We start from the raw sequence: 24,977 nt of genomic DNA, 5'->3' as shown, positions 1-24,977 counted from the left end.
ACGCCGACCACAATCCACAACGCGAGGTCCTTCAACGTTGTGGATTCTGTGTTCAATTTGACTTTTGACGCTAACATGATTTTACGAAAGGGAGTTTTTTACCATGAAACGGATTTTTGAGGTGCAACCCTGGAACGTCAGCACGCACACCTTCGACCCTCAAGACAAACGACTGCAAGAGTCGATGACTAGTCTGGGGAACGGCTACATGGGCATGCGTGGCGACTTCGAAGAAGAGTACAGCGGCGATTCACTCCAAGGTATCTATTTGGGCGGTGTCTGGTATCCGGACAAGACGCGGGTTGGCTGGTGGAAGAACGGCTACCCCAAGTACTTCGGCAAGGTCGTCAACGCGGTCAACTTCATCAAGTTACCCATTGAAATCGATGGGCAACGGGTCGATTTGGCGCAAGACAAGATCAGTGATTTCAACTTAGACCTGGACATGCACCGGGCCGTCTTGACCCGGTCGTTCACCCTTGACCGTGGGGCCACCAAGGTCGCTTTGACCTTCGAGCGCTTCTTGAGTGTCGCCCAAAAGGAGCTGTCCGTCCAAAAGGTTACGATTAAAAACCTAGGTGCTCAGGACATCACGGTTAAGCTCTTACCGGCCATCGATGCCGACGTCAAGAACGAAGAGGCCAACTACGACGAACGCTTCTGGGACGTGCTGGCCACTGACCAGCAGGCCGACCGGGGCAGCGTCGTGGCTAAGACCACGCCGAACCCGTTTGGCACGCCTCAGTTCACTTCCGGCATGGAGATGCGGGTCGTGACCGATTTGGCCAACGTGGCCGTGGACCAACCGAACGACAAAGAAGTCGCCATGGCCTATCAAGGCACTTTGGCGCCTGAGACCAGCACCAGTCTTGAAAAGCGAGTCATCGTGGTTACGTCGCGGGATTACGGCAGTCAAGCTGAGTTGACCCAGGCGATGGATCAATTGAGTGACCAGGTCGCTAAAATCAGTTATGCCGATTTATTGAGTGCCCACACCAAGATCTGGGCGCAACGTTGGGAAAAGTCCGACGTGGAAATCACCGGTGACGATGAATCACAACAGGGGATTCGCTTCAACCTTTTCCAATTGTTCTCGACCTACTACGGCGAAGATTCGCGGCTGAACATCGGGCCCAAGGGTTTTACCGGTGAGAAATACGGCGGTGCGACTTATTGGGACACCGAAGCCTTTGCCTTCCCCGTCTACCTGGGCATCACCGACCCGAAAGTCACTCGCAACCTGTTGATGTACCGGTACAATCAACTGCCAGGGGCCTACGTCAACGCCAAGGAACAGGGACTGAAGGGGGCCTTGTTCCCGATGGTCACCTTCGATGGTATCGAATGCCACAACGAATGGGAAATCACGTTTGAAGAAATCCACCGTAACGGCGACATTGCCTTTGCGATTTACAACTACACCCGTTACACTGGCGACACCTCCTACGTCTTACACCAAGGTGCCAAGGTCTTGACCGAGATGTCACGCTTCTGGGAGGACCGGGTCCACTTCAGCAAGCGCCATAACCAGTACATGATCCACGGGGTCACGGGACCCGACGAGTACGAAAACAACGTCGACAACAACTGGTACACCAACATGTTGGCCCAGTGGACGTTGAAGTACACGCTGGAAATCTTGGACCAAGTCGACGCCGATGTGGCCAAAGACCTGGCCGTTTCAGCAGACGAAAAGGCCCAGTGGCAAGACATCGTCAACCGAATGTATCTGCCATATGACAAGGATTTGAACATCTTCGTCCAACACGATGGCTTCTTGGACAAGGACATCGAACCAGCCAGTTCGATTCCCGAAGACCAACGGCCTATCAACCAGCACTGGTCTTGGGATAAGATCCTGCGGTCGCCGTACATCAAGCAAGGCGACGTTCTGCAAGGTATCTGGGACTTCATCGACGACTACACCCCAGAACAGAAGAAGGCCAACTTCGACTTCTACGAACCTTTGACGGTCCATGAATCGAGTCTATCGCCGGCTATCCACTCCGTCTTGGCGTCCGACTTACACTACGAAGACAAGGCCGTGGAACTTTACGAACGCACGGCGCGGTTGGATCTGGACAACTACAACAATGACACCACGGATGGCCTGCACATCACGGCCATGACCGGGGGCTGGATTGCGGTGGTTCAAGGCTTTGCGGGCATGCGGGTCCGTAACGGTCAACTGCACTACGCGCCGTTCTTGCCAAAAACTTGGCAGAGTTTCTCGTTCCGGCAGGTCTTCCGCGGTCGCTTGGTCGAAGTCACGGTCGACAAATCTGGCAACCACTTCAAGCTCTTGAGTGGGGACCCCTTGACTATTGATGTCGCGGGGAAGAACGTGACCCTCACCACGGACGTGGTGGCCGAAGGGTAAGGCGACCTTGGAGGAGTGCGCTAAAAAATGAGTTACTAAAAATGGACTGCTTACGACAATTGATGCCGCAAGCAGTCCATTTTAGTGTCCAGTCATTAGACCGGCGTATAGGTGGCACCCCCATTGGGGGTATCCGGATGGTGATGGTCAGCCGGTTGGGGCGTAGTCGGTTGGCTAGTTTGGGGCGTCGGGTTCAGCGGCATCGGTGTTTGGCTCTGGGCCTTTTGCCGCACCAACGGAGCCCGTTCGTTCCAGAACAGCGGCCACTCGCCGGCCAGCGTCAAACTTTCGAGGTCGAGCTGAGCCGGGACCAGGATCTGGGCTCTGAGCTGGTTGCTGTAATCGGTGACTAAGCGCTGGATGATCAGCGCATTTTGGGCCAAGTCGGCACTGCCCAGGGTGGATAAATCGGCTTGATGCTTGTGTCGTAAATCGCGTTCTAAGGCCTTGAGCCGGCGTTCGATGGTCCGGTTAAACTTGGGTTGGTTCTGGGCGTCGTAGGCCACCGCCGGCGTTCGCCCCACGAAGAGGGCCTCGATGCGCGGGTAGCTGTCGTCTAAGGCGTCGGCCTGTAAGACGTCGAAGGCCCAACCAATGGATTCAACTTGCATGAGTTTAGAGAACTCCTTTAAAAAATCAGATTTAATCTTAGTCTATAAAAGGGATAGGGGGCTGTCAAATGCCCAGAAAAAAGGCAGGGACCGCGGTCTCTGCCTTAAAGGTTATTTGGGGTTAAGTGTGACCTCAGCAACACCGTTGGGTAAGGTCACAACACCGACGGGGCAATCCCCCCGTCGGTCACGGGAACGGCTGGTCTACCAGCTCGCCTTTCTGACGCCTGGGATCTGACCCTTGTGGGCCAATTCGCGGAAGTTCAACCGGGATAACCCGAACTTACGCATGTAGGCGTGTGGCCGCCCGTCGAGGTGGTCACGATGATGAATGCGGACCGGCGAGGCGTTGCGGGGAAGCTTGGCTAAGCCGGCGTAATCGCCCGCTGCCTTGAGTTCGGCGCGCTTAGTCGCGTACTTTTCGACGGTCGCTTCAATCTTCTTTTCCTTTGCAATCTTAGACTTCTTTGCCATAGTAAGGCTCCTTTCCTCAAAATAGTAATCGTTACGTTTTACAATGTACCATAGGGGGTATTTAGTGTCAACCCGGGTCCCCAGCCAAAAACGCCCCCGCAACTGAGGATTGGGGAGGGCGTTTTCGCGTGGTTTAGTAAGTTAAATCATAAGTGATTTGATAGCTTTGGGTCTGACCGGCAGGCAGCGTCACGTCGCCAAAGTCGGGGTGGTTCATGGTATCCGGTAACGTCTGGGGTTCTAGGGCGACCCCCATGTAAGGCTGGCCGGAACCAGTGGCCAGTTTCAAGTTGGCATCAAACGAGTTAGCAGTGAAGACCACGAGCCCGTTGCGCGGCGACTTGATGGTGACGGTGCGCTTGCTGGTCGGGTCCGTCAACTTGGCGATGGTATCGTTGGAACTCGGAACCACGTGGTAAACATCGTCAAAGCCCTTTTCGGGGATGTCCTGGAGACCGCGGATCGCCTGGCCTAAGTTTTGGCCATCGCTGAAATCGTACGGCGTATCGGCCACAGGCAAGAACTTCCCGGTCGGCAACTTCTCGCTGTTGAGCTCTAGGTGTTCGTGACTGTTGACTTGCAGCGTCTGACCGGTGACCAACGGGTCGTCACTGAGATTGAAGTACAAGTGGGCCGTTGGGTTGAACAGGGTCGTTGCCGTGGCGGTCCCACTAAAGGTCAACGTAATCTGGTCGTGCTGGTCCAGTGTCCAAACAATCTTAGCAGTCAAATCACCGGGGTAGGAATCGTCGGTGCTCTTGAAAGTGTGGGTCAGGCTGATCTTGGCCAGGTCCGGGTCACTGTCATCGATGGTGCCGTCCCAATTGACTGTGTTGAAGCCGTGGGGGCCTCCATGGAGGGTGTTTTGGCCTTCGTTAGGGTCGAGATGGTAGGTCTGATCGCCAATCTTGGCCGTCCCGCGGGTGATTCGGCCACCGGTTCGGCCAATCCCCATGCAAACGTAAAAGGGATTATCTAGGTAGTGGGCCATTTTATGGTAGGATAACACCAAATTATGCTCCCCCTTGGCACTGGGGACCAATAACTTGTGCAGGGTCGCGCCCCAACTGAGGACGGCTAACTTAACGCCGTTAGCGTTTTCAATTTCGTATTGCGTGACGGCTTGGCCCTGATACGTATCCCATTGACTGGTAGTTGTTTGCATAAACGTTCCTCGATTCTGTAAGTTTAAATTGTTAAAGCGGTTTCATAATTATATCTATTCTATTTTTTGTCCGTATAATTGTCAAACGCTTTTCGGGCGGCTGCCGGGGGTGAACCGGTCTTGAAGGGGCCCTTATTTCAGTGATTTTAGCCATTTGACCGAAAATAAATTTATCCAGATGAATTTTATAAATGACGTTTAAGCGGGAAAATGGCCACCAAGCCGAAAAGCTTAGCTTGTGTACAATTTAAAAAACTGGCATAATGGATGAGTTTAGGAGGGTGCCGGATGATAAGGATAAGACGTTGGCTACCCGTACTTTTGGGCGGCTGGTTCAGTTATCATTGGTTCAGTCGCCGCGCGATTCGGCCGTTACACCGGTCATCACGCGGTCTTCAGGTGGCGTCGGCCGTTCCGACCCTGTTTATTCCGGGATGGGGCGGCAACGCGTGGACCTATAACGGGATGCTCCGGTGGTTCGCCCGGCACGGGTATGCCAGCAAGGTTCTGACGGTGCGCGTGGATTATCGCGGTCGCTTGCACTTTACCGGCACCTGGACGGGAGCCGCGGAGAACCCGACGATTCAGGTCTTGTTCGACCGCAATCTTACGCAAGGTTATCAGCACCAGATTCGCTGGATCACACAGATCTTGCGGGCGCTGCGCCAGCATTACGGCATCACGACCTATAACGCGGTGGCCCACTCGTGGGGCGGCAGTGCGATGGTCCAAAGCCTATTACGCGACGGGGCGGACCCGCAGTTGCTCCGGTTGAACCGGCTGGTCCTATTAGGGACGCCGGTCGATGAGAGTGGGGACCTGCACGTCCCGGACCCGGCTTACCGGCGACTCTGGCGGTGGCGGGGAAACCTCTGGGCCAATGCCGGCGCCGAGATCCATAACGTCTACGGCTTCCTAGCCGGGCGGAAAACTGACGGGGAAGTTCCGGTGCGCCAGGCGCGGGCCTTACGTCCAGTCGTGGCGGGGAGCCCGTTGCGCTACGCCGAGTACCCCCTGGCTGGGTTGGGCCACAGCCGCCTGCACTCCGCTCGGATTGCCCGACAACTGATTGCCCGTTTATTATGGGCACCCAAACAAAACGACTAGGACTTTTAGTCCTAGCCGCCGTTTAGGTTTGGTTAAACTTGTTGATTTAGAATAGCGTCAATCACATTGAGCACGCCGTCATGGTCGTTATCCGTCGGGGTGATGAGGTTGGCGGCTTCTTTGATGGTCGCCGTACCGTTGCGCATGGCGACGCCTAAGCCTACGTGACGGACCATTTCGAGGTCGTTATCGTTGTCCCCAAAAGCAGCGATTTCACTGGGCGCGATGCCCCAGGCCTGTGCCAACTTGGTGAGTCCCACGGCCTTGTTGATGTGCGGGGCGATGATATCGATGCTGCCAAAGCCACTGGCCACGGCGTGAATCTGGTGGGGAAAGCGAGCGTTGAGGGTCGCTGCTTGGGCCTTACTGTCCTGGTCGGGCCATTCACCGTTGAGCTTATAAATCGTATCATCAACGGTCAGAAGGTCATCGACCAAGACGGGATTGTTGACGTAATAGTCCTGTGACGCTTGGGCGTCAGTGTGGTCGTTTTTGGCAATGTAGGTCCCGTGTGCCCCGGACAGCCGGAAGATTTGCGGGCGAAGGGTGGGGTCTGTTAAGATGGCTCGCACCACGTCGCGCACGATGGGCAACGGAATCGGATCGGCGAACAACGTTTGGTCGTGGTCGACGATTAGGGCGCCGTTTTCGGCGATGAAAGTCTGCACGGCCGGCGTGGGAGCAAACACGTGTTGTAAGTGGCCTAAGTGGTTGCCACTAGCCACCACAAAACGAATGTTAGCGGCTTGCAGGCGTTGCAGTTGCCGCGCAAAACGTGCGTGATCGTAAGTTCGCTTGGTGGTCAAAAAGGTGCCGTCGACATCAGTTGCAATCAGTTTGATAGTTGGCATAGGGTCCTCCTCGATTCAGGGTAAATACTTAGGGTCATCATACAAAGTTTACAAAAAGATTGCAACGATGCAAAATACGTTAAATCCAGGTTAAATTGAGACAGATGGCTAGTGTTTTCATTCGCAATGCTATAAACTGTTAATCAAACAGTAACATAAATGCTGAAAATAACGGTTATAATAAAAGGTTAGTGGGTCATAATAGTAACATCTCCAAGAACCACAATCGCATAATTGAAAGGAAGAGTAGTAATCTATGACGCAAACGAACGAGCTGAGTCAATCTTTAGAGTGGTTTTCCCAATTACAGAAGATCATGCGGCCGGTAACGACTATCAAAACCGAGGACATTACGATTTCTTTGGAACAATTTAACTTGTTACACGCCATCACTGATCAACGGGACGACTTTACATCCACTAAATTTGCCAACCAGATTGGCGTTTCCAAATCCATGATTTCCGGGCAGATTTCCCGGTTATTGCGGGCAGGGCTGATCGAAAGTATCGCCTCTAAGGTCGACCGGCGCCAACACAACCTGAAGCTGACGCCAGACGGAGTCAAGGTTTACACGCAAGTTCGTGGCCAAGTCGTCGACCAATTGAACCAACTGCATGGCGATATCGCCCAAATGATGTAATTTTAAACTAAATAGTTCACTTAATAATAGACCAGAGTTAGCTGAGAACCTCTTCATCGCTAAAATCTTTCAATCATGTGACAATTGGGTTACGAGGACCCAACGGTTTCGTGTCTTCGCTATAATGAAAGCGTGGAAAGATTTTTATGAATGGAGGGGTTTTTGATATCATGAGGGGCAAAAAATATTTGCTAACCGCCGTTACCATGGGGATGACGGCACTTAGTCTGGCCATTTTTGGGAGCGGTTTCGCCGCACCCATGACTGCTCACGCATCGACAACAGTTAATGCAGTTCACCAGGGGATGAGCGGAAATGCGAAGACCATTAACAACGCGGCATTTCAGGCTATGATCAATAAGTGGACCAACAGCGATGGAGTGACGGTCCACGTGCCAAAGGGGACTTACGTGTTCAATTCGGGGACCATCAAGCTGCATTCGAATTTAAAATTTAAGTTTGATAAGGGCGCCGTGTTCCGGATCACCGATGGCCAACGCCTAAACATCGCGTACCCGAGTCCGAAAGCCGGTTATAACGGTGGAATCAACGACATTACCTGGAACGGGGCGACTTTCCAGGGGGACAACACCGCCGCGGGTCAGAGTGTCTTTGTCCAAAGCATTCACCATGCGCAAAACGTCAAATTCAACAATTGTGTCTTTGACAATGCCGAGTCGCCGACCGGACACTACATTGATATTGACGGGAGCCATAACGTGACCGTCAAGAATTCTGTTTTTACTGGATTCAACGGTTCGATGGACTTCAAGGAAGCCATCCAGGTCGATTACTCGAACAAGAAAGCCATGTCGCACAAGCTGGCCGGTGACAAGTACGATAATTTACCGTCGTACGATGTCACGGTCGACAATAACCAGTTCTTACCGGTCTCCCGGGAGTCCGGCCAGGTCCAATCTTATGCGCCGAACCCGATTGGGGAGCACGCGGTCTATAAGAAAGGCCAAGCCGGCATCATCCATAACGTGTACTTTACCAACAACACGGTGGTCGATCCGAAGCCGTTTCTCGGTGACGGGGTCGCTACGATTCACTTCAAGTGTGTCTCGGACCTGTACATCACGGGCAACAAGTTTATCAACCAGCACGTTTTGGGATCCGGAAACTACATCTACTTGTACAATTCACAGGCGGATTATGACATGACGAACTTGAACATTACCGACAACACGTTCACCAACGTCAACCCGACCAAGCAGTACGTTTACTTGGACAGCAAGGATACGACTAATCCGATGACGAACGTGAACATCAGCCATAACGACATCAACACGCAGACGAAGGGGATTCCGTTCGTTCAAGGGAACTTCCCGTTGACGAGTGCGGGCATCAAGATCACGGATAACGACGTCAAGGTCGTGGACCCTATCACGACGACGGTCACGGCCCAAAAGCCAATCACCGAAACGACCATGAAACCAGATAAAAAGAAGCCGACCCAGAAGTTAAAGAAGCGTAAGCAGACCAACAAGGAAGAAAAGTACTATGGTGGGCTGAACACGCAACACGCTCAGTTGAAGAGCAACTTCAAGAAATACTCGCTGTACAATCATGTCCGGGGGCACAAGAACTGGAACATCGTGACCTTCAACTGGAAGAAGCTCAAGAACAAGCGGGTCTACTTGGATATGCGGGCCAACGCCGATACGGGCAAATGGTACCGAATTCGTTTCTCTAAGAACTCGACCACGAAGTACTGGATCCGGAAAGGGGCTTTACAGTTCGACAAGATTGAAACTGAAGAGTACGACCGGGAATTAAACCTGATGAAGATTTACCCCGTCTACAACCGGGTCTTCGATGATTCTCTTTTAGCCAAGCAAAAGGGCACCACGGCTAACATCTCAGAACGGCGGGTTACGATTACCCACCGGGCTTACCGGACGGACTCCAATGGTCACCAGACCGTTTATTACCAAATGAAGAACGGGTTGTGGACCCGGGCCGGAGCGTTTGATTTGGATTCGTAACCTAGACTGAACTGAAAATAGCATCTCGCGGATAGCGGGATGCTATTTTTTTCGGCTTTTTCGGGGGTGGGGTGAGACTTGTTTTCGTAGATAGCAGGGGGATAGTTACGATTTGAAGTATACGACAATTGTATAAAATAATTGGTATTTCGGGTGAGAAGGTCACAGCCACTCTCGTGTGCATCGATTATAAATGCTGTTGTATCGGCTTTTTCTTAGCTGAAATGGAATTAGTTTTCTAAAATGTTGTCACTTGTTAGTTTGCATAAACTCGCTATAGTTGAAGTAACTTAAGCAGAGCTGTTTCAACGAGAGACGGAGGCAATCAGGAATGGGAGTTAGGCGGGAGACACAGCGAACAAATAGTGATCCAAGGATGTGGGCATCGGCTAGTTTAGTGACAATTGGGTTAGTCTTAGCAGGGGGGAGTAGCGTAGTGGGACACGCCGCAACGGTACCACAAGAAGCGGCAGTTGTGACGCCAGCACCAACCCCCGCTAAAGCAACCGATGCGCCGCTGGAACAGCAGTCGGCAACTGACGTCACTACGGAAACGGCACCGACCACAACGGAGAAAGTCGAACCAGCGAAGACACCAGCAACGGTGCCAGATAAACCGGTAACGACAGATGATAAGGACCTAGTGGGAGTGGATTCCACCACTGTGGCTACGTCATCAGAAACAACGGTACCCGACCAATCAACGAAACAACCACTGACTGATATGCCAGCGATGCCAGCAAAAAAGAAGACATTGAAAACCCCAAAGAGCCAACTCCAGAACCTAAGGTACGGTCGTTAGAGGTCATTAAAAAAATAGGGAATCAGCCGCAACCACCGGTAACCTCACCAGGGGGGAAGGTTGATTCCAAGCAGCCTTCAATAGATCAATGGATGCCGGATAAACATTTACAGAAGTTTGTGTTGAGTGCAATTATGGCGGAAAACAAAGGAGGATATACTAGCGTTCAAGATAGTAAAAACAATGCAGGTGAATTTCCCGGTATCACTAAAGTGAGTGATATTACACCGGCTGTTTTAAGTAGGTTAGTAGTTTTGGAAGAATATGATACTCTTGATAAAAATCCAGATTATATCACCAACATTTTACAAATTAAAAGCTTAGAAGGGCTTGAAAAAGCTACTAGTTTGGAGCGGTTGGATATAAATATTAGTAATACGCTACTTAAAGATTGGTGTAATCGTAATGCACAGTCTACTAATCCGTGGATACAGACTGAAATTATGAGATTAAAGCGTAATTATTATGCACAATATGGATTAATTACTAGTGTTAAACCATTAGCAAATTTGAAGAATTTAGGTGAAGGAACAATTAGTCTTCAAGGACAAAGTATTACCAGTCTTTTACCAATCAAGTGGGCTTGGGAAGACGCCAAAAACACAGTAAATTTATTTTTTCAGAGAAACAGTATCTTAGATTTTTCTGAATTTAAATGCATTCGGAATAATTCTGTGAGTTTGTTTAACGTAGAAGGGTCATCATATGTTGAAATGAATCCTATAGTTATTCATGTAGGAGAAAAAGTAAGCATTGCACTTCCGAAAATAGTGAATGTAGATGATAAAAATGAAATTGATAGTAATACTAATACATATGTGAATAGTTCTGTTATGAGTGATGATGAACGTCCTAATATCGATGATAATGACGTGACAATTGAAAGGGATGGAGGTGAAATGAAGCTTAACATTACTAACCATGATAAAAAACCAGGAATAAAAAGTTATTTTAGGGTGTGGCTTAGAGCTAAAAATGAAGACGATTTTTATTTTTATATTCCATACACTGTTGTACCATTCCCCATAGAAAATCCAACGTTTATCCCCCAAATTATAGGCCATACTGTACCGATATCGACTTCTACGGTACAAGAAAATACAATATCAGAAGAATCTGGCCAAGTGACAGTTCAGTATCTAGATAATATGGGCCAAATTATCGCCCCGGATAAAGTCTTGACGGGGCTAGTTGGTGATACCTATTTAGCTCCTGAATTGACTTTAAGTCGGTATCAACTACTACGTGAACCACAAAATGAACAAGGGTATTTTACGCCAATGCCACAAACGGTCATCTATACGTATCAGCCTATTGAGCCTACTACGTCTACTAAGAAAATCCCCAAGGGAAACGGTGATAGTGGCCAGCGACCGCAAAAGCCCAAACAGCCAAAACCGCGACCACAAACGACCGGGCCAGCAACGCCGGCACATCGATCTGGTATCACACCGACACATAGGACTCTCTATCGCTTGACCTCTCACCAGCGAAATGGACAAGTGGTAAAGCTATCAGTAGCGACACTTCAACCGAAGTTGCCACAGACTAATGGGCAAGAGACGAGTTGGCTACAGATTCTAGGAGCCGCATTACTTAGTAGTGTTAGCTGGGTGTTCTGGCGGCATCGCAATTAAAAAGTTTAGATTTTAGTGAGCCAGTAGTGCATTTTCTACTGACTCATTTTTAGTCGTGAGGTGTAGATTAGTGGCTGATCTCAAGCCAATTCCACGCATCCCAAAACGTTTCCCACCACATCTTCAAGAAATCTTCATGTTTCCAGCACGAAGTTCTCCGATTTGCCTGCTAAAGTTGAGTTAGACTACTGAGAAAGCCAAAATTGGCGCCAAATTTTTTTGCGAAAAGGTTAAACCTTACTTAGTTAAGCCTAATGGGTTTCATCATCGCCGATTGTGGTGTACAATTATTAACATAAATTAGCACTCAAACAAAAGAGTGCTAAAATCTCAGGTACCTCATCGACAAGCACATCATTGGAGGGCGATTCTATGATTAAAATGTATTTTCATGCTAAAACAACCGCTGTCACGAAAGCAATGAAGTGGCTAGCAAATCACGACGCAATCTTCACGGCACGCGATATTAAAAAACAGCCGTTGACTCGAGACGAAATCCTATACATGTTATCCTTGACGGTCGACGGGACCGACGATTTAATTTCCACGCGGTCCAAAGCCTACAAGGCACTCCCGACATCCGTTCAGGATATGGGGATGAATGACCTGGTCGAGTTACTCCAGACCAATCCAGGAATTCTAAAGAACCCCATTGTGGTCGATCGCAATAAATTGGCCACTGGGTTCGACCTCGAAACCATTCGGGAATTCGTGCCGGCCTCTTACCGGAAGAAGGAACTGGCGAGCTTCTTTAAGATTTTAAACGGGACCAAGAAGTCCTTGAACGTGACACCAGCATAGAATAGATGAAAAAAGCGTGTGACTTGACGAATTGTCGAGTCGCACGCTTTTTTGGCTTATTATGATGAAACTTGTCTTAGTCTAAGGAAGCTGGGCGAGAGTAGCCGACCGTGTTCCACCAGGAAACGTTGGTGGCTTCGTTGACGACCCCACGCAATTGCGCATCGATCATCTTGTGGCTTCCCTTGTAAATCCCCACGTGGGTGATGTTTTTCTTGCTGGTTCCGAAGAAGATTAGGTCGCCGGCTTTAGCGTTCTTGGCGCTCACGTGTTTGTAAGAATTGTATTGGGATTGTGCCGTCCGGGGAATTGTTTTCCCAATCGCCTTTTTGAAGACGTACTTGGTGAACCCAGAGCAGTCAAAGGAACTTGGGCCGTTGGCACCGTAAACGTAGGGTTTACCCAATTGCGCCGTAGCGACCTTCTTGATGGAGGCGTAAGTCTTAGACTTCTTCAAGTAACCGTGCCAGATCCAACCAGAAGCGGTCTTACGACCATTGGTGACGTAGTAGTACAAGTACTTCACACCGTTCTTCTTGGTGATGTAGCGCTTCTTGGTGGCATGCCAAGTGGTGTGCGGGTAATTCTTTAAGTAGTGAGTCTTTTTACCGAACTTCATGTTCTTCTTAGTGCCGCTTAGGTTGTAAGTCCAACCCGTAGCGCTCTTCCGCACGTATTTAGTATCAGTCATCTTACTGGTACTGTTAATCACGTTGGTGCTATTGGCAGAAGCCGTGGTCGTTAATCCCCAGATGGGTAAAAAGGCTGCGGCTGCCGCGATTGTTAAACTAAGTTGTTTGATCTTCATTAATAAGCCATCCCTTAATTATGTAAGTCTGATAATCCTCGCTTGTGTATACTATCTAAGATAGACCATTGGTTTTACAGGAGAATTGCAGATAAATATCAATGTGATGACGCTTTGAGTTTGACTTGTCATACTTAGTGGCATTGTTGTCACATTTTAAGTTAACGTTAAGGTTACGGGACGGGCTGAGTTAAGCGGGTTAGTAGTTTATGAGGTAGGGAGATAAGCAATTTTAAAAAGCAATTCGGTCATAAATGCCGTTATTTTGGGATGTCATGTGTGGGTGAAATGGAGTTGAATTAAGAAGGCAAATAGCCGATATATCAGTGTTTAGCCCACGTTTTTCGTAGTAAAGATCATGGCTTAAATGGGAATACCTGAATGCGAATCTACGAAAACGATAGACGCAATTGAGGGGAGCTGGTAAGTTATTAGCTGTATTTTGCAATTTAATTGCTTAATTTTACAGCTAAAGACTCGGAGGGGGAGCCGACTATGAACATTACCGCCACATTAAGCCAATTATGCCGTTACCGGTGGTCACGCTATGTGATTGCCCTGAGCCTGACCGTTGGGTGTTGGAGTAGCCTAACGGGCGTAACGGCTGATGCGGCGATTAAGACCGCAACGATGATGACGTCACAGGTCACTGCGCGCACACAACCAACGTCTGAGCCGGAATCGGTGGACAGTTGGATGCCAAACAAGCGCTTGCAAAAAGCCGTTTTAGCAGGTCTTCAAAAGGTGGGGAAAGCTCCGGAAGATGATGTTTCGGGCCTTACGAAGGAGAGCCTTGAGAAGTTGAATGACGTTGTGGATCGCCAAACCGCCTACATTGACGGGACCAGCGAGTACTCATTGGAAGGTCTGCAATACGCGACCAATTTAAAGACAATCAACATTGGGATGGGGTTTCAAGGTCCGACAGAGCACTGGTTCGGCGACGTGGTCGATGTATCGCCGTTAAAGAATTTACAATTCTTATGGCGCATCGACTTAAAAAACAACCGGATCAAGGACGTGACGCCGCTGAAAGAATTAAAAAACGTGACAAGTCTGGATTTAAGGGACAACCAGATTGAAGATTTTTCTAAATTGTCACAGGGACAATACGCAACGTTGGAGATGACCAACCAGTTAATTTTCAGACCGCGTACAACAATTAATCAAAAAGCTCGGACTGCCCACATGGAAGGCAATTTTCACTTACCGGGGGACCAACTTGACCCCTTGACGCAAATCCATTATTACCACGCGCCAGTTGCAACTGGGACGGAAGGGGTAATTAAGTCATCCTATTTTTTTGGCGGCCACGCAGTACCGGATGGCCACGGTGGGCTTGATATTAATATTATTTTGGATCAAAAACCCGGAATTACTGGACCCAATTTACGGCCGTTACCAGATTATTATTATCTGATGGGTCAGAGTAAGGATCAGATTTTTACGGTTATTCAACCCTATGCATTAGCCGCCGGACCAGTCACGGTGCACTATCAAGATATGGTGGGACAGGACTTGGAAGAGCCAGAAGTGATTCAAGGATTGGTGGGAAAAACCTACGCCACGAAATCGAAAAAATTTACGGGGTACTATTTAAAGAAAATTTCCGGGCAAACAACAGGAACCTTCACCGATAAGCCGCAGACTGTTACCTACGTCTATGCCAGGGATGCACCGGTGATTGTTCCCCAGCCGGACGCCCCTAGTGGGGATACGGACGGTAATGTGCCGGATAGTTCCGACCCCGATAATTCGACTACAGATAATACGACCAATACGCCAGATGGCTCTAATCCTGATGGTTCGACTACGGATAACACGGGCAATACACCGGATGGTTCCGACCCCGATGATTCGAACACGGATAACACGATTAATGCGCCGGATGGTTCTGATCCTGATGGTTCGACTACGGATAACACGGGCAATACACCGGATGGTTCCGACCCCGATGATTCGAACACGGATAACACGATTAATGCGCCGGATGGTTCTGATCCCGATGATTCGAACACGGATAATACGACCAATACGCCAGATGGTTCTAATCCTGATGATTCGACTACGGATAACACAGGTGATACGCCAGATGACTCCAATCCCGATGATTCGACTACGGGTAACACGACTAATACGCCAGATGGTTCTGATACCGATGATTCAAATGCGACTAATACAGTCAATGTGACTGATGACCCCAATCCCGATAATTCGCAAGAGACGATTAATTTGCCTGGTAGCTCTGGCGCTAGTAATCCAAATGCAACTAGTAACTTGAGTACCAGCAATTCCAGTACCAGTAGTTCCAGCAGCACAAGTAGTATGACGAATGGCTCGAGTACCATTCAGGAATCAGAGACGCCCCCGCTAGGCATCTGGGATAACCAACAACCGCCTTTGCTGCCGCTTTTGCACCAGCAACCGACACCGTTTCAGCCAGCCGGGACGACAGCAACCGAGATGCCGATCCCCACGTTAGTGCCGACCTCAATTATCTTCACGTCTCAGGGGCCTGCGACCGGAAAGTTGCCACAGACTAATGCAACTTCAGGACAGTTAATGGCCTGGTTGGGCGCCGCTGGTCTTTTGGCGGGTGGCCTGATTTGGGTTAACCAGCGTTATACGGACAACGACTAAATTTTAAACAGACGGGAACCACCGTATCAGCCATGCGATGAAAATTGTGCGGCTGGTCTTATGGCTCCCGTTTTTGCGTGTCGCTAGTCCAGTAAACCGTAATATCTAAAAATGGATAACTAGATTATCTATTTAAAAATAAAATATTTTTCGATATCATGTTGAATGTTGACCAAACTAGGCCCAAAATAGAGATGTAATCGTTTGAGAAAGGTAGGGAGTACTTAGTATGGAAACTAAACGAACGCATTTTAAGATGTATAAAAGTGGTCGTCGGTGGGTCTTTGCCTGCGCGGTGATGTTGGCCGTAGGTGTACCCGCGACCGTTGTGCATGCGGATAGTTCATCGAGTACGGCGACTCAATCGGCAGTCATTTCGTCATCGAGTAGTAGTGAGAACAGCAGTAGTAGTAGCAGTAGCTCTGATAGTAATAGTAGTAGCGCTGACAGCAGCAGTGACAGTAGTCGTAACAGCTCTAGCACCGACCAACAGAGTTCTACTGAAAGCTCAAGCAAAACCGATGCGACTAACGAGTCGAATGCGACCAAGAGTACTTCGGCAGCGCAAACGACCGAGACGTCAACAGCGAACACGACGGACACCGATGATAGCGCTGACACTACCACTAACCAAGCGACGACAACGTCTGATAGTGACGCGACGACAACCACCACTGATGACCATGCCGGAATTGCGAAGGCTTCATTGGACGTGACTGATGAGGATTCGACCAGTGACGATAGCGCGACAGATTCGTCGACGGATTCATCAACGGAAGCGACAGCTGCATCAACGGCGGCAACTGCTGCAACTACCGCGGCAGTGGAACCGGAAGCTGATAGTGACATCCAATCCGGTGGCAGCGTTTATGACGATTTTCCCAACATCGATGATGACAACTTACTGGGGATTTCCTCGGTCTTTCACATCTTTGCCCGAGAAGCGGAATTAAACGCCCACACGAACGGCAATTTGGCCGTGCAATACTTGACGGGGAACGTCAACTTCGGCACCAACATCATCGAAGAACTCCTGGACAAAGACATTTCTTACATTCAAAATATCAATAATATCGCCAATAGTTCCTTTGTATCGAGTGGGGATACACGGTATAACAAGGTTATTTTTGGTCAAAACGTCACGATTGATATCAGTGACCCCAACCGGCCTACGGTCAACGGGGTTTCAATTGACCATCTGCTCGCATCGGAAATTTTCCAAGATCAAAACGGACAAACCTACATAGATTTCGACGCGGAATTCGCTAAATTACGCGAAAAGAATAAGGCCTTTGCGGAACTACCAAGCGTGAAGGATTACACCTCAGCAGATTTCTCGGATCAAAACAACCGGGTCATTGACGTAAGCGATATGACGCCCGACGAGAATGGTCGCATCGTCATCAATCTATCGCCGGAAGTCTTACAAAGTGGCACGCCGCTAACCATCAAAGGCGTGTCACCCGATGCCGATGGGGATACCATCATCATCAACGTCGATACCGGTGGTGAAGACGATTACACCATCACCTCGCAAATCAAAGTTATTTACAGTGACGGCACCGAACGGGACAACAAGGAAACCGAAGACTTTGGGGACAACCACCTCTTGTGGAACTTTGTCGACCGGACAGCCGATGACTTACAATACACCGGCACGATTCACGTGGACCGGCCGTTCCAAGGTAGCATGTTAGCACCGTCCGCAACGATTGAAACTAACCAGAATATTGACGGTAATATCATCGCCGATAAAGTCATCGTCAACGCCGAAACGCATCGGTGGGACCTCCAAGATAACCAAACTTCGGAGACCGATGACGAAGACGACAACGATGAAGATGACAACGACGAAGACAATACCGGGGACGAAGATAATAACGAAGGTGAGGACGACACGGACGAAGATGAGGATGATCCGCAAATTGCCGTGCCGTTACCAGGAATTGACGTGGAGATGCCAAGTACTGAAGAACCCGGGACTGAAGCACCCGATGAAGAAGAGGAGTTAACTTACGAGCACCAGCACGAAGACGATGACGATATCGTTGAGGACTTCGAAGAAGAGTGGGCCGCCGATGAGTCTGTGGCACAAGAAAAAGAGACGTTGAATGACTTGCAAACAGCTATTGCTAAGGCAAAAGCCGAAGGTGATACCGCACTGGCTGCCAAGCTAGAGGCGCTTGAACAGAAGTTCTTGGCTGCGTTAGGTCGCGGTACGGGAACCGGCAATGGCACTGGCGTTGGTACCGGTTTGCCACAAACGGGCGAAGCTCCGAACAACTGGGCGCAACTACTGGGCTTAGCTTTAGCCAGTGGGTTAGCTGGCGGTTGGTTCCGGCGTAAGAAGCACCAACAAGATTAAACTCGAACGAAAAACGGTCGACGCTAAGAGGCGGCGACCGTTTTGTTTACCCGTATATTGGGGAGAAACCCGACGCGCTTGAATTTCAGAAAACTTTTAACCAGGTGATTTAACGGCAATTGGACTACAATGAGCTTAAGACTAAAGGAGGTCATTGGATGACACTAGATCAGCAAACCATTCTTATCGTGGGCGGGAGTTCCGGTTTCGGTTACGCGGTGGCTCAGCGCGTGGTGGCCGCGGGAGCGGACGTTTATTTGATTGGCCACAACGCCGAACGCTTGCAGCACGCTCAAGACCGCTTAGCGGCTGGTTCGGCCGTGACCACGGCGGCGTTGGATGCGCAGGACCCGCAGGCGTTGCGTGACTTTTTTGCCACGGCACCGGCCTTTGACCACATCATCTCGTTTCTCGGTGGTGCGATGGGTGGCGGTTTTTTGGACAACTCGGTCGCCGCAATTCGTCAAGCCATCGAGGATAAGTTCTTCGCCAACCTCCAGCTGGCCCAGATTGCGGTCAAACACCTGAACGACCACGGGAGCCTGACGCTGACCTCGGGGGCTGGTGGTCACCCTTACGACGCCTCCGGGGCGATTATTGGTAACCAGGCCATCAATACTTTGGTAGCGGGGTTGGCCGTCGAACTGGCGCCCAATTACCGGGTCAACGCGGTGGCCCCGACCTGGACGCCCACGGGCTTGTGGCGAAAACTGACGCCCGAACAAATCAAGGCCCAACAACAGGCTATGAGTGCGTCGATTCCGTTGAAGCGCACCGGTACGGTCGAAGAAGTGGCCGCGGCCTACCTCTACTTATTACAAAACGGCTTCGTGACCGGCCAGGTCTTGGCGGTCGATGGCGGGATAGACTTGTAAAATGACAGTGAAAAGGCCCCGACAAGAACGTTGTCGGGGCCTTATGTGATTGATTAAAGTTTTGAGATTAGTGGGTCCAGCCACGGTCAACGGCCATGACCATGCCGTTGACGTCGTGAGACCGTTCTGAGGCCAAAAACAGGACTGCTTGGGCGACCGCGTCACTGGTCTTAGTGACGACTTTGAGGTCGCCGGCTACTTGAGCTTCATGCACCCGTAATGGTTCCACGATATCGGCTTGGATATCGCCCGGCGTGATGGCGTTGACCCGTAGGCCTTGCTTGGCCGTTTGGTGAGCCAAGCGCTTGGTGAGGGTCGTGACGGCTCGTTTCGTAGCGGTGTAGGCCGTTTGGGCTTGGTCATCGGTCACGGGACCGACCGTGGCCACGTTGACGATGATGCCGTGCTGTTGGTCGGAAAAGAGGGGGGTGACGGCTTGGGTGATCAAGCGAACACTCGCCGTGTTGATGGCGGTGACTTGATCCCACAGCTTGTCGCCGAAGGTCTCTGGGGCAATTAGGTGGTCGGGTAACCCAGCATGAGTGATCAGCCCGTCCAACCGACCAAAGTGTTGCTTGGCCGTGGTGACCAGATAGTTGACGTCATTGGCCACGAGCGTGTTGGTAGGCACCGCGATGGCATCGTAGCCCGCCGCTTTGAGTGTCGTCACCGTGCGGGTGAGCGCGTCACTTTTGAGGTCGGCGGCAACGATTTTAGCGCCGGATTGCGCCAGTAACGTGGCGGATTGGCGGCCTATTTTGGACCCAGCACCCGTGACTAACATAACTTGGTTCGCTAATTGTTGACCCATATAAATCACTCCCTTATTGAATTCATCTTTATTTAAACACGGTGATGTAAGAAAGGTCTAAGCAAACCGTTAAACCGTCCTAAGAGAGCCATGAGAAAGCGCCAGGAAGCGGCTGACTAGTCCAGCGGGGGAATGGTTAGCCCACTAATTGGCCTAGACAGGGGACTAAAGAATTGGCAGTGGTGAGAAAAAATGGGACACTATAAGGAAGGACATAAATCGAAAGGAAGTTTTGTGGATGCAATATCTGATTACGGGCGCCACGGGCCACTTAGGCCGAGCAGTGGCGCACCAATTGGCCCAACTGGTGGCCCCGAAGGACATCGCGGTGGGCGTGCACACACCGGCCAAGGCGGCTGATTTGGTCGCGGCGGGGATGGTGAACTACCCACTGGAATACCAGGACCCACAGACCTTGACGACGGCATTCAACGCTGCTGACGTGGTCATCTATATCCCCAGCAAGAGCCACACCAGTTTGAGCCGGGTCGAAGAGTTTGAACGCGTGGTGACTGCCGCTGAGCAGGCCAATTTAAAGCAGTTGATCGTGATGGGCTTCATTGCCGACCAGGCGACCAACCCCTTCACGTTGTCGGCTTTTTACGGCTACGTGCCGCGACGGTTGGCGCAGACGCAGATTCCGTTTACGCTGATTCGCAACGCCCTGTACGCCGATCCGCTGGTACCGTACTTACCAGAATTGATTGACCGGCAAAACGTCATCTATCCCATGGGGGACGCGTCATTGAGCTTCATCAGCCTGGAAGATAGTGCCGCGGCCTTCGCCAAAGTAGCGGTCACACCGAGCCTGTGGACCCAAGCGACTTACACCTTGACACAAACGCGGTCGTACACCATGCCGGCGTTGGCCCAAGTCTTGAGCCAAGTCAGTGGGCATGCGATTGGTTACGCCCCGGTCACGCTAAGCGAATTTGCTGAGATGTACAACCAGGGCAACGAGGGCGCCATGTTGGCCTCGATGTACGCCGGTGGGGCGCAGGGCTTACTGGCGACGGTGACCGATGATTACCGCCAAATCATGGGTCATCCTGCCCGGAGTTTGCCGGACTTTTTGACGGCGGCCTTAGCGAAATAACGAAAATAAGTCCCGTTGACTGCTAGAACGTGGTAGTCAGCGGGACTTATTTTTAGGGACACAGGGTCCCGGAATTTGGTCGATTATTGACGAACTGATTGTGGCATCACTAATTATCACGTGTGTTCTCCATCAACAACAGCCCTGGAATCATTAATTATTTTATAGTGCGGCTTATAAAAATAATTATAATTAATAGTATTAACCATTTCGTTTAAAACGTGGTATTATCAGGGGGAAATAGGTGAGGAAAAGGGGCACACACCATGAAAGGATTAAGCCAAAAGAAGCAAACTGAGTTGTTGCAGGGACAAACGAAGACGCATTTTAAACTGTATAAAGCAGGTAGACGTTGGCTAGTGGCGGGGATCTCAATCGTTAGTGGGTTGTTAGGTGGCGGCACCGCCATGACGACGGTGGCCAAGGCCCAGACCATCACCAAAGGGGCCAGCAAAACGGTCGCGCCCGATGAGGTGACCGCGACGCAGCAAAGTGCCACCATTCCGGTGTCGTCGCAAAGTGCTACCGAGACATCGACAAGTGAGCAATCGACCAGTGAAACTAGCGTTAGCGACGAGAGTCAGGTGACTAGTCAAACGGACGTCACTAGTGAGAGCCAGACGAACAGTCAGGAAAATGACCAGACGAAAGCACCCCAGAGCCAAGCGGTAGAGCAGGAGAATCAAGCGGTTCAATCACCTACAGCCCCCGTGGCTAGTCAGAGTGCGACAACTTTGAGTTCAGCGGCTAAAACGGAAAGCCCAATGGCAACAGCGCTACCAGTAGCGGCTAGTCAGCCATTGCGGGTGGTGTCACAATCAACAGTGACGGTCAAAGCGACTACTAGAAAAACGGTGGGTAAGCAGTTACGGACGTTACCCATCAAGACGTCGATAGCGGCTCAAAAACCAGCAGAGAGTGAACAATTTGCAAAAGGCGAGGGTGCGGCTAAGACTGATATTAGTAGGATTGTTGGAAGATTTGATGCCACAGGATTAGTTGGTGCTGTCAACGTTACGATTAATCAACTGGATTCCAGTATTTCGGATAATATCAAGAGTATGTCTGAGCTAATGGATATTTACTATAATAACGGGTCCTTCCAACAAAACGACGCCTACAAGACACCAAGTTGGAACGGTTCAAAGTTTAATCGTGTAAAGAATCTTGATTATAATAATGGTTACGCCCATTATCTGGAAGAATTCACTAAAGAACTAGCAGGATGGGTCAATGGAATTACGGACAAGTCGAAGACTGTAAAAAACACGAATCAGTTAATCGATGCAGCTAGTTATGATCCAACACAGTTAGCAGGAGCTAGTGTCCCGGGTGGATTTTATATGAATGGTGATTTTACTAAAAAATGGATAAAGAATGAATTTGGCATCGGTCAGAAGTATACCGAGCATGCCGGTTTAGGGTATACCCCAGTGACTAAGGATGGTACGGTTCGCGCTGATGTCCAGCAAACAGTCAATGCGATTAATTTTTATATTTCAGAAGTGGCCCCGGTAATTATTAACGGGATTGCCCACCAGGCATTGTCCGATATTCGTTCGATTGGCGGTAGTATTACCGATGATGGTAAAAATGATTATGCTCCTCAGAACTTGTCGGATGCCGTTAAATTGAATGGAAATCTTGGTAAAGCGCTTCAAAGATGGGGCTTGGCGGATGTAGTGTCTAAACTAATTATCCAAAAGGTTTACGCAGCGATTCGTACTAATGCACAGTACGCTATTGAGACTAATTGGGAAAAAGGTGCTGATGAAGCGCTAACCCGCATGTTTCATGGAGATCAAATTCAAAAATCGACCGAGTATGACGTAATACACCCCGAAAGTATATTGAACGGTTCCAAGCCAAGCAAAGAAAAACTATCTAAAATTGCACATGATGCCGGTTACTCATGGTATCGCAAAGTCATTGCGAACATTTTGTCTGTAGCAAGTAAAGATGCATTGCATGCAGTTATGAACTCACAAGCAGAACCATCGTTTGAAAAAATTATTGCAAGCATTACTGAGAAAAATAATGATACGGCAGCTGGTAATAGCACTCAAGAATATGAGTTATCTCCAACGGAAGAAGAGCAATTGGTACAACCAGATAAGAAACCGGTCCCACATGAATTTGGCAAAGGTATTATGCCATATACAAGGGATAGTTCTGGTGCCCGTAAAGTCATTCTGGGAATTTATAACGCTGAATATGAGGCCGTTTTTGATGCAGCTACTGATTATCTGAATGACTTTAAGAACGGTATGTTTTCAGGTTCGAAAAATATCAAGGATATTCAGGATCGGATTCAAGAAAGACAGCAAAATCATTATTATCTGAAAACTGAGAAAAAGTACATGGTAGGAGATTATCAAAGAACGTATTCTGAATTAATGTCACTGAATACAGCTTATGCGGGAATGGTTTGGGCAGATAGTGGTAGTGCTTTCAAGAATGAAAATGGGAAATTTATCATAGATGATTATGAAAATAAAAAGAGTGCCGGATTAGCAGTGGCAGAATCGGATATGAAATTTCTTCTTGGTAACAACGCATATATAAAGGCTTTGGATTTAAACTCCATTGCGACGGAAGTCTTTGATGAAGCTGCTGACCAAGAAATTGATTTAGCACAGCGAGCTTATCAAAATGGGTATGATTGTGCACATGATAGATACCAAAAGTCATTGTCAAAAACAATAAATCCTGGTTTGATTCCAAGCCCTGAAGAAGCCGGAAGTTACGCTGGACAGTCCGCAATGGATGATGGGACAGGGGTAAAATTTCAAAATTTTGATGATTCTTCTGATGCCCCTTCTAAGGTAGAGCGGCCTTTTGTAGCGGGATATAATTTAGCTTTGGACAAAATTATATTGAAGTTTAAATCGGCAACAGACAATCTAAAAAAACGTACTTCTAATAAATTATCTGAAATATTAAAAGTGGATGGAGATAATTTAAAAATTCGAGCAGCTAATACTGCACGCCAAAGAGCTTTTGATAAAACATCAATGGCCAAGCAACCCGAAATTCGTTATACCTTAAAAGGACAGGAAGCCACTATTACTACTCCTGAAATTGCTCCAGGCTGGGTGGTCGTTGAACCGCAACTAAACGTAATTGGAAGCTCTGATCCGAAAAATCCTGCTTCAGTGACGTTTACTTGTCGTCAAGCTGTAACTTTAAATCGTCCAACGTGGATTAATCAAACTGGTGTTTATGATGGTCAGCCGGTCAGCAAGCAACTCCAAGATATTGAATTTACGCCAAGTTGGTCAAATGGAAAAAAAGGGGCCGATATTAAAATTATAGCGAGCGACTTGACTGTTGATGATGACGGGACGCACATCGGTAATTATCGATATCATTTATCGGTAGCGGGAGTGAATAAAGTATTAGATCAACTTGAAGCTGATAAAAATGTTGCGCACCCCTTGAAAGAACAATTGCAGCAGTGGGCTAATCAGTTACAACAATGTACTGGTCAACTAACAATTAGCCAAGCGATAATGAAACACAAGAATCAGGAAGCCACTCACACGACGCCAACAATAAGCAACCAGAATCACAATTCGGGGACGACGATTACGATAGGTAATCAACAGTTGTCAACCGAGGGCAGCGGTCAACCGTTATCACCGGCAACAAATGGACCGGCACCGAGTCAGCCAGGGCATCAATTAGCGACGAATGTGGCCAGCGGCCAGTCAACATCACCAGAAGCGGGTGGCGCGCCGAGTCAGCCAAATGAACAACCGTCGACAAATGTGGCCGGCGGTAGTCAAGTGACATCACCAGAAGGAGAGTGTAAAATATTTTGTGTAAATGAGTATTGAAAAAGGGAAGACCTTCCCCGTATGATTATAAGCGTCTAAACCAAATCAACGGAGGTCTTCCCCTATGAATCAGTTTAACAAAGA

General features: G+C 49.2%; 18 protein-coding genes. 12 read left to right on the top strand and 6 right to left on the bottom strand.

Going from position 1 to position 24,977, the window contains the following annotated elements:
• Positions 1-103 precede the first annotated feature (103 nt).
• The gene (locus DXH47_RS08150) at positions 104-2,380 is read left to right on the top strand and encodes a glycoside hydrolase family 65 protein (protein WP_129032857.1); all 2,277 of its coding nucleotides are present in this window, start codon (positions 104-106) and stop codon (positions 2,378-2,380) included.
• Positions 2,381-2,475: 95 nt separating this feature from the next.
• Here the strand turns inward: DXH47_RS08150 and DXH47_RS08145 are convergent, their stop codons facing one another.
• From DXH47_RS08145 to DXH47_RS08135, 3 genes are all read right to left on the bottom strand, one after another.
• Positions 2,476-2,991 (bottom strand): hypothetical protein, encoded by a 516-nt coding sequence (locus DXH47_RS08145; RefSeq protein ID WP_129032856.1) that lies wholly within the window; start codon positions 2,989-2,991, stop codon positions 2,476-2,478.
• A gap of 204 nt (positions 2,992-3,195) precedes the next feature.
• Entirely contained in the window at positions 3,196-3,465 is a 270-nt protein-coding gene (gene rpsN / locus DXH47_RS08140) for a 30S ribosomal protein S14 (protein WP_129032855.1), read from the bottom strand.
• Positions 3,466-3,598: 133 nt separating this feature from the next.
• Positions 3,599-4,630 (bottom strand): aldose epimerase family protein, encoded by a 1,032-nt coding sequence (locus tag DXH47_RS08135; RefSeq protein WP_129032854.1) that lies wholly within the window; start codon positions 4,628-4,630, stop codon positions 3,599-3,601.
• Between the two features lie 288 nt (positions 4,631-4,918).
• Here DXH47_RS08135 and DXH47_RS08130 point away from each other — a divergent pair, with 288 nt between their 5' ends.
• On the top strand, positions 4,919-5,737 hold the full coding sequence (locus DXH47_RS08130; protein WP_225423536.1) for an alpha/beta hydrolase: 819 nt from the start codon (positions 4,919-4,921) through the stop codon (positions 5,735-5,737).
• 32 nt (positions 5,738-5,769) lie between these two features.
• Here the strand turns inward: DXH47_RS08130 and DXH47_RS08125 are convergent, their stop codons facing one another.
• Entirely contained in the window at positions 5,770-6,588 is an 819-nt protein-coding gene (locus DXH47_RS08125; RefSeq protein ID WP_129032853.1) for a Cof-type HAD-IIB family hydrolase, read from the bottom strand.
• 256 nt (positions 6,589-6,844) lie between these two features.
• Between DXH47_RS08125 and DXH47_RS08120 the strand changes: the two genes are divergently transcribed.
• From DXH47_RS08120 to DXH47_RS08100, 5 genes are all read left to right on the top strand, one after another.
• Entirely contained in the window at positions 6,845-7,228 is a 384-nt protein-coding gene (locus DXH47_RS08120; protein WP_129032852.1) for a MarR family winged helix-turn-helix transcriptional regulator, read from the top strand.
• A 188-nt stretch (positions 7,229-7,416) separates the two neighbouring features.
• Positions 7,417-9,219: a glycoside hydrolase family protein gene (locus DXH47_RS08115; RefSeq protein WP_225423535.1), complete on the top strand. Its 1,803-nt coding sequence runs from the start codon at positions 7,417-7,419 to the stop codon at positions 9,217-9,219.
• A 436-nt stretch (positions 9,220-9,655) separates the two neighbouring features.
• Positions 9,656-10,021, top strand: coding sequence for a hypothetical protein (locus DXH47_RS08110; RefSeq protein WP_129032850.1), 366 nt, complete (start codon positions 9,656-9,658; stop codon positions 10,019-10,021).
• Between the two features lie 92 nt (positions 10,022-10,113).
• Positions 10,114-11,658 (top strand): MucBP domain-containing protein, encoded by a 1,545-nt coding sequence (locus tag DXH47_RS08105; RefSeq protein ID WP_129032873.1) that lies wholly within the window; start codon positions 10,114-10,116, stop codon positions 11,656-11,658.
• 372 nt (positions 11,659-12,030) lie between these two features.
• Entirely contained in the window at positions 12,031-12,459 is a 429-nt protein-coding gene (locus DXH47_RS08100) for a Spx/MgsR family RNA polymerase-binding regulatory protein (protein WP_129032849.1), read from the top strand.
• Positions 12,460-12,535: 76 nt separating this feature from the next.
• Here DXH47_RS08100 and DXH47_RS08095 read toward each other — a convergent pair whose 3' ends face one another.
• Positions 12,536-13,267, bottom strand: coding sequence for a C40 family peptidase (locus tag DXH47_RS08095; protein ID WP_129032848.1), 732 nt, complete (start codon positions 13,265-13,267; stop codon positions 12,536-12,538).
• 495 nt (positions 13,268-13,762) lie between these two features.
• Between DXH47_RS08095 and DXH47_RS08090 the strand changes: the two genes are divergently transcribed.
• From DXH47_RS08090 to DXH47_RS08080, 3 genes are all read left to right on the top strand, one after another.
• Positions 13,763-15,907 (top strand): MucBP domain-containing protein, encoded by a 2,145-nt coding sequence (locus DXH47_RS08090; RefSeq protein ID WP_129032872.1) that lies wholly within the window; start codon positions 13,763-13,765, stop codon positions 15,905-15,907.
• 229 nt (positions 15,908-16,136) lie between these two features.
• Positions 16,137-18,272 carry a collagen-binding domain-containing protein gene (locus tag DXH47_RS08085; protein WP_129032847.1) on the top strand — a complete coding sequence of 712 codons (2,136 nt, stop codon included), beginning with the start codon at positions 16,137-16,139 and terminating at the stop codon, positions 18,270-18,272.
• 158 nt (positions 18,273-18,430) lie between these two features.
• Positions 18,431-19,147 carry an SDR family oxidoreductase gene (locus DXH47_RS08080; RefSeq protein WP_129032846.1) on the top strand — a complete coding sequence of 239 codons (717 nt, stop codon included), beginning with the start codon at positions 18,431-18,433 and terminating at the stop codon, positions 19,145-19,147.
• Between the two features lie 67 nt (positions 19,148-19,214).
• On the opposite strand, the gene DXH47_RS08075 is transcribed toward DXH47_RS08080, so the two are convergent.
• Positions 19,215-19,958 (bottom strand): SDR family NAD(P)-dependent oxidoreductase, encoded by a 744-nt coding sequence (locus DXH47_RS08075; RefSeq protein ID WP_129032845.1) that lies wholly within the window; start codon positions 19,956-19,958, stop codon positions 19,215-19,217.
• Between the two features lie 238 nt (positions 19,959-20,196).
• On the opposite strand from DXH47_RS08075, the gene DXH47_RS08070 reads away from it, so the two are divergent.
• Together DXH47_RS08070 and DXH47_RS08065 are read left to right on the top strand one after the other, a co-directional pair.
• Complete coding sequence (locus DXH47_RS08070; protein ID WP_129032844.1) at positions 20,197-21,054, top strand: NAD(P)H-binding protein; 858 nt, start codon at positions 20,197-20,199, stop codon at positions 21,052-21,054.
• A gap of 266 nt (positions 21,055-21,320) precedes the next feature.
• Positions 21,321-24,893 carry a KxYKxGKxW signal peptide domain-containing protein gene (locus DXH47_RS08065; protein WP_129032843.1) on the top strand — a complete coding sequence of 1,191 codons (3,573 nt, stop codon included), beginning with the start codon at positions 21,321-21,323 and terminating at the stop codon, positions 24,891-24,893.
• Positions 24,894-24,977: the final 84 nt, after the last annotated feature.

Source organism: Levilactobacillus suantsaii (assembly GCF_004115745.1).
Classification (GTDB): domain Bacteria; phylum Bacillota; class Bacilli; order Lactobacillales; family Lactobacillaceae; genus Levilactobacillus; species Levilactobacillus suantsaii.
Note: the sequence above shows the minus strand (reverse complement) of the source record. Positions and strands in the feature narration are given on the sequence as shown.